Annotated in this window: 1 pseudogene; it reads left to right on the forward strand. The window is 69.1% G+C overall.

From position 1 onward, the window contains the following. Positions 1-901 precede the first annotated feature (901 nt). Positions 902-15,604: pseudogene (locus ACYQ5L_RS16800) on the forward strand (SDR family NAD(P)-dependent oxidoreductase); the annotation flags it as partial. Positions 15,605-15,643 lie beyond the last annotated feature (39 nt).

A 15,643-nucleotide genomic window follows, 5' to 3' on the forward strand; every position in this document is an offset into this window, starting at 1 on the left:
TCGTGGCCGACACTCCGATCGCTGTGCCCGCCGCGGGCGTGAGTTCGGTGGAACTCGTTCGGCAAACATAGAGCACCGTTATCGGAGATGTCGGTGTCGTGGCGGGGGAGCTGCGATCGGGTGGAAATCGGGCATGGTATAGGGCATGTGTCCGATAGCGCGGGGCTCGCGGTGCGTCGTAGTTTGAAGGACTATCTGTCGTGGTCGAATCAGGCCTAGGGACATGAGATTTCGCATTGGAGCTGAAGGAGATTCGTGCACCGTGAGGTGATCCGTCGAGTCGGCCGGACTGGTTATAACCGCGTCGGCTGCGTCCGTCGGCGGTGCTCGGCGGGGGTCGCGATCTCGTGGTTAACCGAACTGTTGACAGTTCAAGATCGGAACAATACTGTTCAGTAACCATGAATCCTGTGCTGTCGTACGAGAATCCGAGAGGGATCGTTGTGCAAATCCACATCGGCTTCGCGTAGGAGTTGCGATCGGATCCTGTTCGGAACTACCTCCTCGTGCGCGTGCCTCGATCCTCGGGCATGAACCCGCAGCGCTCGAGCCTTCGGCACGACCTGCCGAGCAATTGCGCTATTGATTCCGGTGACACCACCACACCCCTGTCCGGCCTGGCCTTTCAGGGCGCTTTGTCAACCCTTTATGGTGTAGAAATCCGTTGCGCCGAAACGGAATTGTCTGAGTCGGCTCAGCTTACCCAATCTTTACTTCAACGAAACTTAATGAAATCGCAAGTTTAGAACTGCGAATTAGACGGCAGATGTTGACGGGGGGAGCGTGCACTGAGGAAGGATGTTCAGGGGTGTCAGAGGTGACCGGGTCGGCTTTTGCCGTCGCTATTGTTGGCATGTCTCGCAGAATGCCGGACGCGGCCGATCCTGACTTCGCGGACACCACAGGGCAGTTCGACGCGGACTTCTTCGGGATCGCGCCGGACGAGGCCCGGAGCATCGATTCGCGGGAGCTGCTGGCACTGGAGCTGAGCTGGGAGGCGGTCGAGGACGCCGGCCTGGCCGGGGCGGCGCACGATGCCCGGCGATTCGGGGTGTTCCTCAGCGGCATCGGCGGTGGCGGTGCCGAAAACCGTGCAGCCCACCGTATTTCGAACTACTTCCGATTCAACGGCCCGAGCGTCGTGGTCGACAGCGCACAGGATTCCACACCCGCCGCCGTCCAGTTGGCATATGAGAGCCTGCGCAGCGGCGCCAGCGATCTGGCCTTGGCCGGGGAAATCGGGCAGGGCGCGGGCGGCGGTTTGGCGGTGCTGAAACCTCTTGCCCGGGCGGTCGCCGACGGTGACCGGATTCGTGCCGTGATCCGCGGCAGCGCGGGGGATTCGGGTACCGGCGTGATCGTGGAGGAAGCGCCCGCTGTCGACACCGCCGCGTCCCAGAGAGGCGACGCTGCCGGTGCGGTGCCGTGGGTGGTGTCGGCGCGCAGCGAGAGCGGCGTCGGCGCGCAGGCGGCCCGGCTGCGCGAGTGGGTGCTGCGCCATCCGGAGCTGAACGCCGTCGACGTGGCGCACTCGCTGCTCACCACACGTGCCCAAATGGACTGGCGCGGAGGCATTGTCGGACGGAACCGGGAGGAGCTGCTGGCGGGTCTGGCGGCCCTGGCCGACCCGTCCGCGCCCGCGCCGTCGATCGAACCGGTGACCGGGCGGGCCGAGCGGCGGCGGGTCGCGTTCGTCTTCCCGGGCAATGGCAGCCAGTGGGAGGGCATGGCGCTCGGACTGCTGGATGCGGGCGGGGAATTCGCGGAATCCATTGCGGAATGCGAAGCGGCCCTGGCGCCGTACGTCGACTGGTCGCTGACGGCGGTGCTGCGCCGCGAAGCCGGTGCGCCCGCGCTGGAACGCGTGGAGGTGGTGCAACCGGCGCTGTTCGCGGTCATGGTGTCCCTGGCGCGGATGTGGCGCGCGGCCGGGGTCGAACCGGATGCGGTGATCGGCCATTCCCACGGTGAGATCGCCGCCGCCCACGTGGCCGGTGGGCTGTCGCTGGCCGATGCGGGGCGCGTGGTGGCGCTACGATCCCGCGCGCTCGCCGAGGAGCTGGCCGGACGCGGTGGCATGGTCTCTGTCGGGCTCGCCCCGGATGCGGTGCGGGAACGTCTTGCGGCGCAGGGAGATCGGCTGTCTCTCGCGGCGGTGAACGGACCGGCGCAGACCGTCGTGTCAGGTGACGTTTCGGCGCTGGAGGATTTCCTCGCCGACTGCGCCCGCGATGGCGTGCGGGCGCGCCGGGTCGCCATTGATTACGCTTCGCATTCCCAGGCGATCGAGCGAATCCGTGACCGGTTGCTCGACGAGCTCGAGCCGATCCGCCCGCGGTCCGGGACGGTGCCGTTCTTCTCCGCGGTGGTCGCCGGCCGCGTCGATACGGCGGAGCTGGACGCCGAGTACTGGTATCGCTCGGAGCGGGAACCGATCCGCTTCGCCGAGGCCGTATCGGCGCTCATCGCGGACGGGATCACCGGATTCGTCGAGGTCGGCCCGCATCCGGTGCTCGCGATGGGCATCGGGTTGACCGCCGAGGCGGCCGGTGCGGGCGAAGACGTGGCGGTGGTCGGATCGCTGCGGCGCGGCGAGGGCGGCCCGGAACGGTTCCTGGCGTCGCTGGCACAGGCCTACTGCGCCGGATTCCCGGTGGTCCCGCGTGCGCTCGCCCCCGGTGGTGCGCGAGTCGATCTGCCGCCGTACGCATTCCAGCGCCGCACCCCCGGTGCCGGAGTTGCGGATATCGGGGATCGGACCCGAACATGGCACGACGGTCCGCTGGCCCGAAAACTTCTGGATACACCCGAATTCCAGCGCGGCACAATCGTTCTCGACATCGTCCGCGAGCACGCCGCGGCCGTCCTGGGTCACGAGTCGGCCCGATCGATTCACCCCGATCTGCCGTTCACCGAGTTCGGCATCGACTCCGTCAGCGGGGTGGAGCTGCGCAATCGGCTGATCCGCGCCACCGGTCTGCCACTGCCCGCATCACTCATCTTCGATCATCCGACCGCGAATGCCGTTGCGGCACTGCTGCAAGCCCGTGCATCCGGCGCCGAGGCAGGCGGGCGCCGGGTATCGCGGCGCGCGATCGCGGACGAACCCATTGCCATCGTCGGCATCGGCGCCCGCTTCCCCGGCGGGGTGCGCTCCGCCGAGGACCTGTGGAACCTGGTCGACGCGGGCCGGGACGTGATCAGCGAATTCCCCACGGACCGAGGCTGGGACCTGGACCGGCTGTTCGACCCGGACCCCGGCAAGCCCGGCACGGTCTACACCCGCCACGGTGGATTCCTCAGCGATGCAGGTGATTTCGATCCCGGATTCTTCGGCATCAGCCCGCGCGAGGCACTCGCGATGGATCCGCAGCAGCGGTTGCTGCTCGAGACCTCATGGGAAGCCCTGGAAGACGCGGGCATCGACCCGATGTCGTTGCGGGGCAGCGATACCGCCGTATTCGCCGGCGCCTGCTCCTCGGGTTACGCACGCCGGGTGACCGGCGACCTGGAGGGTTACCGGCTGACCGGCACCTCGCACAGCGTCATCTCGGGCCGCATCGCCTACGTGTTCGGTCTGGAAGGCCCGGCGGTGACGGTGGATACGGCATGCTCGTCGTCACTGGTGGCCCTGCACCTGGCCTGCCAGGCGCTGCGCCAGGGCGACAGCTCGCTGGTGCTCGCCGGCGGCGTGACCGTCGCGGCCGGCCCCTCCCTGTTCGTGGACTTCGCCCGCCAGCGCGGCCTGTCGCCCGATGGTCGCTGCAAGCCGTTCTCCGCCGCCGCCGATGGCGTGACATGGTCGGAGGGGTCGGGCGTCCTTGTCCTCGAACGACTTTCGGACGCACAACGGCGCGGCCACACTATCCTGGCCGTCATCCGCGGCAGCGCGGTGAACCAGGACGGCGCGAGCAATGGCCTGAGCGCGCCCAACGGTCCGTCGCAGGAACGGGTGATCGCGCAGGCCCTCGCCCATGCGGGACTCACGGCGGCCGAGGTGGACGCGGTCGAGGCGCACGGCACCGGGACGAAGCTCGGTGATCCGATCGAGGCGCAGGCGTTGATCGCCGCCTACGGACAAGATCGCGGCGATCGGGAACCGGTGCGCATCGGCTCCCTGAAGTCGAATATCGGCCATGCCGTCGCCGCCGCCGGTGTGGCCGGTGTGATCAAGATGGTGCAGGCCATGCGGCACGAGCGGCTGCCGCGCACCCTGCACGCCGAAACGCCGTCGCCGCACGTGGATTGGTCGGCGGGCGCGGTGCGCCTGCTGACCGAGGCCGAACCCTGGAGCGCCGGGGATCGGGTGCGCCGCGCGGGCGTGTCCTCGTTCGGTATCAGCGGGACCAATGCACATGTGATCCTCGAAGAAGCCCCGCCCGCATCGGTGGCGGCCGCCGGGGGCGGCACCGGAGACGATGCGGGGCAGTCGACCGTCACCGTGCCCGTCATCCCATTGCTGGTCTCGGGCAAGGGCGAAGCCGGTCTGCGCGCACAAGCCACCCGGCTGCGCACCTGGCTGTCGGAGCGGCCGGAGATCGATATCGCGGCGGTGGCCCGGGCGCTCGCGACGTCGCGAGCGCAGCTGGATTCGCGGAGCGTGGTCCTCGGCCGCGATCGGGAGGAGCTGCTCGAGCGGCTGGCGAATCTCGCCGAATCGGGGACCGGCGCCGGTGTGATCGCAGGCGTCGTCGGCACGGGCCGCACGGCCTTCCTGTTCACCGGTCAGGGCGCCCAGCGCATCGGCATGGGCGCCGGGCTGTACGAGGCGTTCCCGGTATTCGCCGAGGCGCTGGATTCGGTGTGCGTGCAGTTCGATCCGCTGCTGGGGTGCTCGCTGAAGGCTCTCATGTTCAGCGGTGTCGACGGCGTCGGAGCCACGATGCTGGACCGGACGGAGTTCACGCAGCCCGCATTGTTCGCCTACGAGGTGGCACTGCATCGCCTGCTGGAATCGTTCGGCGTCACCCCGGATGTGCTGATCGGTCATTCGGTCGGCGAACTCGCGGCCGCCCACATCGCGGGCCTGTGGTCGCTCGAGGATGCCTGCCGATTGGTGGCGGCGCGCGGACGCCTCATGGGCGCGCTGCCCGAGGGCGGAGCGATGCTGGCCATCGGGGCATCCGAAATTGAGGTGAACGATGCGATCACCCGGTACTCGGGGCGCGTGTCGGTCGCCGCGGTGAACGCGCCCGAGGGACTGGTCATCTCGGGCGACGAGGACGCCGTCGCGGAGATCGAGGACCTCTTCGCCGAGCGCGGCCGGAAGACTTCGCGGCTGCGCGTCAGCCATGCCTTCCACTCGCATCGCATGGAGCCGATGCTGGCCGAATTCGAGTCTGTCGCACAGGAATTGACCTACAAGCGGCTTCGGCTGCCGGTGGTGTCCAATGTGTCCGGCGAGCTTGCCGGGGACGAGGTGCTCGAACCCGCGTACTGGGTTCGGCAAGTACGGGCCGCGGTGCGATTCGCGCCGGGCCTCGAAACCTTGCTCGCGGCGGATGTGCGCCGGTTCCTGGAAGTGGGACCCGACGCGGTGCTGACCGCGATGGCCCGGCAGACCCTTCCGGAGGGCGCGGAGGCGATTGTCGCCGCGGCCGCGCGCCGGGATCACGATGAGCCCCAGCAGTTCCTGACAATGCTGGCGCAGGCCCACACGGCCGGTGTGCGCGTGGATTGGACGCCACTGTTCCGTCGCGGGCCGGCACCGCGAATTCCCCTGCCCACCTACGCCTTCCAGCGCCAGCGCTTCTGGCTGCCGCCGCGTCCCGAAGCCGCCGGCGGCGACCGGGCCCATCCGCTGCTCACCGGCGTGGTGCCGGTGGCCGGTAAGGAGGAGTTCGTCTGCACCGGCCGCTTCTCGCTGGCCACCGAGCCGTGGGTCGCCGATCACGCGACCTACGGCACCGTCGTGCTACCGAGTGCGGCCCTCGTCGAGTTCCTGCTCACCGCGGGCAGTCGAATCGATTGCGGCGTCGTCGAGGAACTGACCCTGGAAGCCCCGATCCCGCCGTCACACGACGACGAGGTGGAACTCCAAGTGTCGGTGGGGGAGCCCGACCACGCCGGGCGGCGGCAGTTCGGGTTCTACTTCCGTGCGGCGAGCGCGGCCGGTGAATGGGTGCGCAACGCCAGCGGCGTCCTCGCCCCGTCCCGGGGCGGCGAGGACGCGCTGCTGGATCAGCTCCGAGCCGAACCCTGGCCGCCGGCCGACGCCGAAACCCTCGATGCCGCAGCGATTCCCGAGCTGATCGCCGCAGGATCCGGCCTCGAATACGGCCCGGCGTTCACCGGCGTCACCGCCGCATGGCGGCGCGGCGAAACCGTCTTCTCCGAGATCGCCCTGAATACGACCGCCGCGCCCGACTCCGAGCGTTTCGACCTGCATCCGGCCCTGCTCGATCTCGTACTGCACGCCGGACTCGCCGGGCTCCTCTGGCGCGGGCAGGACAGCGATCCGGTCACCGGCCGGTTGCTGTTCCGCTGGGGCGGAGCACGATTGCATCATCCGCTTCCCAAAGCAACGACTCTGCGAGTCATCGCGACCTCCACCGGGCCCGAGACCATTTCCGTTGCTGCCGTCGATGATTCGGGGCAGCCCGTGGTCTCCGTCGACGCGGTCGTCATGCGGCCCTACGACGTCCGGCAACTGCGCGGCGCACTGGCCGGGAACGACACCGACCTCTACGAGATCCAGTGGACGCCCGCACCGGCCGCGAACGTGTCCCCGGCCCGGATGGCCGTACTCGGTTCCGAGCCGATCGCCGGAATCGGAACATTTCGCCCGAGCCTCTCGGAACTCGTTGCCCTCCCAGAGATCCCGGATGTCGTCATATGGGGTCCGGAGGCCGTAGCCGCCGATCCGGCGGCCGTGCGCGCCCACTTGGAAACGGTGCTGGCGACGGTACAGAACTGGCTGGCCGAGGCCCGCGTGGCCGACACCCGGCTGGTTGTATTGACGAGGAACGCTGCCGCACTGCCGGACGAGACACCGAACCTCGCCGCCGCGGCCGTCTGGGGCCTGATGCGCAGCGCCCAATCCGAATATCCGGGCCGATTCATTCTGATCGACACCGATCCCTCGGCCATTGCGGCCCCGAGTGATCCGACGCTCATCGGCGCGGTGATCGCGGCAGGCGAATCACAGGCCGCTGTGCGCGGCGGAACCCTACTCCTGCCGCGACTGGTGCGAGCACGATCCGACCGCAATACCGAGCGGGCACCGCACCAGCGCGATGGGTCCATCATCGACCGGATCAGCGGCCCCTCGGACGGCCACGTCGTTCAGGCCGACGCGTCGCATTCAGACGGGCGCGTCGATCAGGCCGACACGCCGCAATCGAACGGCCGCGTCGCTCGGGGTGACGCTGCGCAGTCGTACGACCGCGCCGCTTGGGGTGATGCCGCGCAGTCGGACGGCCACGTCGCTCAGGGTGAGGCGGCGCGGTCGGGCGGTCGGGTCGGGGAAGCTGGCGCGCCGCAGGCGGATGGTCAGGTCGATCAGGCTGATGCGTCGCAGTCGGACGGCGTCGTCGAGCAGGCCGGCGCGCCGCAGTCGGGCACTGACCTGTTGCGCGACCTCCATCGCCGATCGGGACGAGGCTCGGCGCTGCCGCTCGGTGAGGGCACCGTCCTGATCACGGGCGGTACCGGTGGCCTGGGTGCGCTGATGGCACGGCATCTGGTCGCCGCGCATGGCGTCCGCGACCTGTTGCTGGTGTCCAGGCGTGGTGAAGCAGCCGACGGTGCAAGAAACCTGGTGTCCGAGTTGGCAGCTGCCGGAGCCACAGTCCGGGTGGCGGCCTGCGATGTCGGTGATCGGGAAGCCCTGCGTGCGCTGCTGGAGTCGATCGCGGCCGAGCATCCGCTGACCGGTGTGGTCCATGCGGCGGGTGTCCTCGATGACGGCACGCTCGCGGGTCTCACCGGCGAGCAGTTGGGGCGAGTCTTCATCGCCAAGGCAGAGGCCGCCTGGCACGTGCACGAGCTCACTCGCGGCCTGCACTTGTCCGCCTTCGTCCTGTTCTCCTCTGTTGCCGCCACGATCGGATCGGCAGGCCAGGCCAACTACGCCGCGGCCAATGCCTTCCTCGACGCGCTGGCGCACCGCCGGCGCACCGAAGGACTGTCGGCGCTGTCACTGGCTTGGGGTCCGTGGAACTCGGCGACCGGTATGACGGGTCGCCTGGATCGCAGCGCCGTCGCCCGCTGGGAGCGGCTCGGTCTGCACCCGATCGAGAACGACGAAGGGCTGCGGTTGTTCGATGCGGCCATCGGCCGTGCTGCCGCGCATTTGACGGCGATCCGGTTCGACCCGGCGCAGCTGCGGCGCGAAGCGCGTGACGGCGTCGTGCCGGCGGTGCTGCGCGGCTTCCTGCCCCGCGCCACGGATCGCACTGCGGCCGCGTCGAGTTCGCTGGGCGCCCGGCTGAGTCGGGTGCCGGAGGCGCAGCGCGCCGATGTGGTGCTCGGCCTGGTCCGGGAGCACGTGGCAGCGGTGCTGGGGCACGCCTCCGCCGAAGATATCGGTGCCGGTGAGCGTTTCGACGCCCTGGGCATCGACTCGCTCGGCGGCGTCGAATTCCGCAACCGGCTGTCGAAGGCCTCCGGTGTCCAATTGCCGTCCACCTTGGTCTTCGACCATCCCACCGCCGCGGCCGTCGCCGCCCTGCTGCTCTCCAAGATCGAGGGCACGGAGTCCGGCGCCCAGCCGGCGCGGGTGTCGCGCCGGGCCCGCGTGGACGAGCCCATCGCCATCGTGGGCATGGCCTGCCGTTTCCCCGGCGGCGTCGAATCACCGGATGCGCTCTGGGATCTGGTCGCGACCGGAACGGATGCGACCGGTGAGTTCCCGGCGGACCGCGACTGGGACCTGGAGCGGCTCTTCGACCCGGATCCCGGCACGTCGGGGACGGTCTACACCCGTCGTGGCGGATTCCTCGACAACGCGGGCGATTTCGATCCGGGCTTCTTCGGTATCGGCCCGCGCGAGGCGACGGCGATGGACCCGCAGCAGCGGTTGCTGCTGGAGGTGTCCTGGGAAGCGCTGGAGCACGCGGGTATCGACCCGACCTCGTTGCGCGGCAGCGACACCGGCGTCTACACGGGCGTGATGTACCAGGACTACGAGGCGGTGATCGGCAAGGCCGGTCCCGAGGTCGAGGGCTATGTCCTCACCGGCGGCCTGGGCAGCGTGGTCTCGGGACGGGTGGCCTACGCGCTGGGTTTGGAAGGTCCGGCGATGACCGTCGACACCGCCTGCTCGTCCTCTCTGGTGGCGTTGCACCTGGCCTGCCAGGCCCTGCGTCACGGTGAGAGCTCGCTGGCCTTGGTCGGCGGTGCGACGGTGATGACGACACCGATGGTTTTCCAGGAGTTCTCGCGCCAGCGCGGTCTGGCCCGCGACGGCCGATGCAAGTCGTTCTCGGCCGCGGCCGACGGCGTCGCCTGGTCCGAGGGCGCGGCCGTCCTGGTCGTGGAACGCCTGTCCGATGCCCGCCGCCTGGGCCACGACGTCCTGGCGGTGGTGCGCGGCAGCGCGATCAACCAGGACGGGGCCAGCAATGGCCTGACCGCGCCGAACGGTCCCTCGCAGCAGCGGGTGATCGCCTCGGCATTGGCCAATGCCGGCCTGCGCCCGGAAGACGTGGACGTGGTCGAAGCCCACGGCACGGGAACGGCATTGGGCGACCCCATCGAAGCGCAGGCCTTGATCGCCACCTACGGGCGGGACCGTGCGGGGACGCCGCTGCGTATCGGTTCGCTCAAGTCGAATATCGGTCACTCGCAGGCGGCGGCCGGTGTCGGCGGCGTGATCAAGATGGTGCAGGCCCTGCGGCACGAGATGCTGCCGAAGACCCTGCACGTGGATGAGCTGTCGCCACACGTGGATTGGTCCGCGGGCGCGGTACAGGTGCTGACCGAGGCGCAGTCGTGGTCGGCGGGCGGCGCGGTGCGCCGGGCCGGGGTGTCCTCGTTCGGCATCAGCGGCACCAACGCGCATGTGATCATCGAGGAAGCGCCCGTCCCGACGGTATCGACGACCGAGAATGGTTCGGGCGGGCCGGATATCGATCTCGCCGTCGTGCCGTGGCCGGTGTCGGCCAAGTCCGAGGAGAGCCTGCGTCGGCAAGCAGAGCGGTTGCGGGCGTGGCTGGCCGATCATCCGGACGCCGATATCTGGGCGGTGGCACGGTCATTGGTGGCCTCTCGGGCGTTGCTGGACCATCGGGCGGTCGTCATCGGCCGGGATCGGGACGAGTTGCTGTCGGGCCTGGCCGATCTGGCGGCTGGTTCGCCGAATGCGATCCGGGGAACGGTAGGTTCGGGAAAGACCGCGTTCTTGTTCACAGGTCAGGGCGCACAGCGAATCGGTATGGGCGCGGGCCTGTATCGGGCGTTCCCGGTCTTCGCGGCCGCCCTGGACGAAGTCTGCGCGCAGATCGATCCGTTGCTGGGACGCTCGCTGCGGGACTTGATGTTCACCGATGCCGACGGCGTGTTGGACCGGACCGAATTCACCCAGCCGGCGTTGTTCGCGTTCGAGGTGGCGCTCTTCCGTCTGATCGAATCCTTCGGCATCACACCGGATCTGCTGATCGGCCATTCGATCGGTGAGTTGACCGCGGCGTACATGGCGGGTGTGTGGACGCTCCCGGACGCCTGTGCGATCGTGGTCGCGCGCGGTCGTCTGATGGGTGCCTTGCCACAGGGCGGGGTCATGCTCGCGGTCGCGATGCCGGAAGCCGAGACCACCGATTTGCTCGCCACTTATGACGGTCGAGTGTCGCTGGCGGCGGTGAACGGCCCGTCCTCGGTGGTGCTGTCCGGTGCAGCCGCCGCGATCGACGAGATCGGAGATCGGCTTGCCGGGCAGGGAGCCAAGACCTCCCGGCTGCGAGTGAGCCACGCATTCCATTCGGTCCTGATGGAGCCGATGCTCGACGAGTTCCGCTCTGTCGCCGCGGGATTGACCTACCGGGAACCATTGCTGCCGATCGTGTCGAACCTCACGGCGACCATGGTCACCGGCGAACTGACCGATCCCGAATACTGGGTCGCGCAGGTGCGAGGATGCGTCCGATTCGCACCGGGGATCGACACCCTGATCGAGGCGGGCGCCCGGCGGTTCGTGGAGATCGGACCGGATGCCGTGCTGGCCGCCATGACTCGGCAATGCCTGGCCGAAACACCCTCCGTCGAAGCCAAATCGACGGTGATCGCCACCGCCCGGCGCTCGACCGACGAACCGCCGCAGCTCGTGACCGCGCTCGCCCAGGCCGCTGTCAGCGGTATCGGGGTGGACTGGACACCGCTGTTCGCAGGCCGCTCGATGCAGCGAATGACCTTGCCCACTTACGCATTCGAGCATCGACGCTACTGGGCACGGCCACTCGAAACGCCGGACCCGTGGCAATCGGGCCTGGACCGAGCGGGCCATCCGCTGCTGAACGCCATGGTGCGACTCCCGGACTCCCAGGAGGTGGTGTTCACCGGAAGACTGTCACGATCCGCTCACCCCTGGCTGGCCGATCATACCGTGGCCGGAGTGGTGCTGCTCCCCGGCGCGGCCCTCGTGGACCTGGCTCTGCACGTGGGAACCACGGTGGATTGCCCATGCCTGGCAGAACTGGTGATCGAAGCGCCCCTGCCCATCCCGGCCACCGGGCCCGTCGACCTGCGCGTGGTCGCGGGCGCACCGGATGCCACCGGCGCGCGAACGGTGTCGGTGCACTCGCGCTCGACCACCGCCGGCTCGGAAACGCCGAATGACGATGCGGACCAGTGGATTCGCCACGCCGTCGCGACAGTCACCGATGATTCGGACGCGCCTGCTGTCGACGGTTCGACCACCCGGGTGCTCGCCGGTTCCCCCGATCCTTCCGGCGGGACTGCGGCTGAGCAGCTGAGCTGGCCGCCCGCAGGTGCGACAGCGATCGATCTGGACAATGCCTACGCTCACCTGGCCGAGCGCGGCTACGAATACGGCCCGGCATTCCAGGGCCTGACTGCCCTGTGGGCACGCGGCGGTGAGGTTTTCGCCGAGGTCGTCCTCCCGGAGTCCGCAGGATCGAACGACGCGAGATTCGGTGTACACCCGGCACTGCTGGATGCCGCGCTCCACGCCATCCTGCTCGGCGGCCTCGCTCCCGCCACCGAGTCCGGCCAGATCGCCGTCCCGTTCTCCTGGGAGAACGTCACGCTGTACGCGACCGGCGCGACCACCCTGCGAGTCCGTATCGCCAAGACCGGCTCCGGCCCGGGCGGCGATCGTATAGCCCTCACTCTCGCCGACCCCGCAGGTATGGCGGTGGCCGAGGTGGAAGCCCTGACACTGCGCAGCCTGTCGGCCACTGCCCTCGGCGCAGCGCAACGCCGCACCGAAGGCGTGGGCTACGAAGTGCACTGGATCGCACTACCCGAACCCTCGGGCGAGCCCACAACGGCCGACATCGCAAACGTCGCCGACGTCCCAGGCGGTGCCGACAGCGAGATCCCCGCCGGTGCCGCGAGGGCCGCTGGTTCCGTAGGCGTTCCCGGTGCGGGTGAAATCGTGCCGATCGCGGGGCACGGTGCAACAGAGTCGCGGCTCGATGCGTCCTCGTCGCGCGCTGAGACCGCGACGTTCGACGGTCATCTACAGCCAGCAGCCTGGAGTCCTGACTTCGACGGTGAGGCGCTTACGATCGCGGGTTGCGACGTGATGGTGCTGCGGCTCGACGTGCAGCAGTGGAACGCACTGTCGCCCGCCGAGTCCGCGTCCGCGGAGCGCGCGTCCGTTGAGTCCGTGTCTGCCGAGTCCGTGTCTGCCGAGTCCGCGTTCGCTGATCCCGCGTTCGCTGATCCCGCGTTCGCCGGGGCCCTCGCCGCCGAGCCCGCGTCCGTTGACGCGTCGTCTGCGGAGCTGTCGTCTGCCGAGCCCGCGGCCGTCGAGGGCGATCTTCCCGCGGCGGTACGGGGTCTTGTCGCGAGCGTGGCCGCGCGGGTGCAGCGGCTGCTGGTGCAGGATCGGCTTATTGTCGTGGTGACGCGGCAGGCGGTGGCGGTGCATGCGCACGAGTCGGTTGACCTGGGCACGGCGGCGGCGTGGGGTTTGCTGCGGACTGCGCAGAGTGAGAATCCTGATCGGATTCTCCTTGTGGATGTCGACGACTGGGCGGACGTTCGATCGGCGGTGGCCCTGGCATTGGCTACGGGCGAGGAATCTCAGCAGGCCGTCCGGGGCGGGAAGGCATATGCGCCGCGCCTGGATCGGGGTGAGTCGAGTGCTCTTGATCTCGGGGTGTCGAATTCCCCGGCGTGGGCGCTGACGCTGCGCGACAAGGGCACGCTGGCCGCGGACAACTTCGCGATCGGTGAGCATTCGAGTGCGCTGGAACCGCTTGCGCCGGGGCAGGTTCGGGTGAGTGTGCGGGCGGTCGGGCTCAACTTCCGGGATGTGCTGATGGCACTCGGGACCTACCCGGACAAGGCCGGCCGGCCCGGTGGTGAGGGGGCCGGGGTCGTCGTGGAGGTCGCCTCGGATGTGATCGAATTCGCGCCTGGTGACCGGGTTTTCGGGTTGATCCCGGGTGTCGGATCAATGGCGGTGGTCGACCGGCGACTGCTCGCGCCCATGCCGAGGGGCTGGTCGTTCACTCAGGCGGCGGCGATTCCGATCGTGTATGCGACCGCCTACTACGGCCTTGTCGACCTGGCTGCCGCGCAACCGGGCGAGATGCTGCTGCTGCATGCCGCGACCGGCGGCGTCGGCTTGGCGGCTGTGCAGATCGCGCGGCATCTGGGTCTGCGCCTGCTGGTCACCGCCAGCGAGCCGAAATGGAATGTGCTGCGCGGGTTGGGTTTCGATGACTCCGTCATCGGCAATTCGCGCACCTTGGACTTCGAGCAGAAGTTTCTCGATGTCACCGGCGGTCGCGGTGCGGACATCGTCTTGGACTCGCTGGCAGGCGAATTCGTGGACGCGTCGCTGCGGCTGCTGCCGCGTGGCGGCAGATTCGTCGAGATGGGCATGATCGACCGGCGGGATCCGGTCGAGGTGGCCGCCGAGTATCCGGGGGTCGACTACTTCAGCTTCATGCTGATGGAGGCGGGGCCGGATCGGCTGCGCGAGATTCTGACGGCGCTGGTCGAACTCTTCGAAGCCGGTGCGCTGGCGCCGTATCCGACCATCGCGTGGGATATGCGGCAGGCGCCCGAGGCGTATCGGTACCTGAGCCAGGCGCGGCATATCGGCAAGAATGTGCTCACCGTGCCTGCGCCCTTGCGGCCCGAGGGCACCGTTCTCATCACCGGCGGCACCGGAGGGCTGGGCGCTGTCGCCGCACGGCACCTGATCACCGAGCACGGCGTGCGCAGGCTCATCCTGGCGAGCAGGCGGGGTCCGGATACGCCCGGCGCGACCGAGCTCGTGGCCGAGTTGACCGCGCTCGGTGCGCATGTCGATGTGGTCGCGTGCGATGCGGCCGACCGGGGCGCATTGGAGGCGGTGCTGGCGTCGATCCCGGCGCGGCACCCGCTGACCGCCGTCGTGCATGCGGCGGGTGTCCTGGCCGACGGCGTGTTCGCCGCCATGACCCCGGAGCAGATCACGAAGGTATTGCGGCCCAAGGTGGATGCGGCCTGGAACCTGCACGAGGCGACCAAGGACATGGATCTGTCGGCGTTCGTGCTGTACTCCTCGATCGCCGGTGTGATCGGCAATCCGGGCCAGGCGAACTACGCGGCCGCCAATGCCTTCCTGGACGCGCTGACGCGACACCGGCGCGTGAGCGGGCTGCCCGCGACATCCATCGCCTGGGGTCCGTGGGAGCAGAGCGGCGGTATGACCAGCGGGCTCGGCGCGGCCGACATCGCGCGGTTGCGGCGCGAGGGGCTGCTTCCGGTGGGCGATGCGGACGGTATGGCGATGTTCGATGCCGCACTGGCGGGCGGTCGCCCGGAGTTCGCGGCCATCCGGATCGACCGGACCGCGCTCGGCGAGGCGCGACCGGACGAGGTGCGCGCGGTCATGCGCGGACTGGCGCGCCCGTCGAACCGGCGGGTGGTCGGAACGAGCGCGTCGCCGACGGCGTCGCACGGCGGCACCGCCGGCTCCGCGTCCTTGGTGGCGCGACTGCTCGGCCTCCCGGCGGCCGAACAGGATCGCGTCATCCTCGACGTGATCCGCGCACAGGCCTCGCTCGTCCTGGGCCACGCCAGTGCCGATGCGACCCCTGCGGACAAGCCGTTCAGCGATATCGGATTCGACTCCCTCGGCGTCATGGAATTCCGCAACCGCTTGAAATCCGCTGTGGGCGTGCAGTTGTCGGCCACGGCGATGTTCGACTACCCCACCCCGGAGGCCTTGGCCGGTCATCTCCGGCAGGAGATCGTTCCGGCCGATGATCCGGCGAAACGCCTTGCGGCCGAGGTCGAGTCGCTGGCGCGCAGTTGCGCCGCGGCGGAGCTGTCGGCGGCGCAGCGGTCCGAGATCGCGACCAAGCTGACGGCATTACTGCGTGAGCTCGAAGGCAAGGACGCCGATCTCGACGTGAGCGGCGTCGACGGTCTCGACGACGCGGATGATCGCGAGCTGTTCGACTTCATCGACCAAATCAGTTGACGCAGTTCAACACCCCTCTCAGCTGAGCACCCACGATCT

It is taken from the genome of Nocardia sp. IFM 10818, assembly GCF_054655275.1.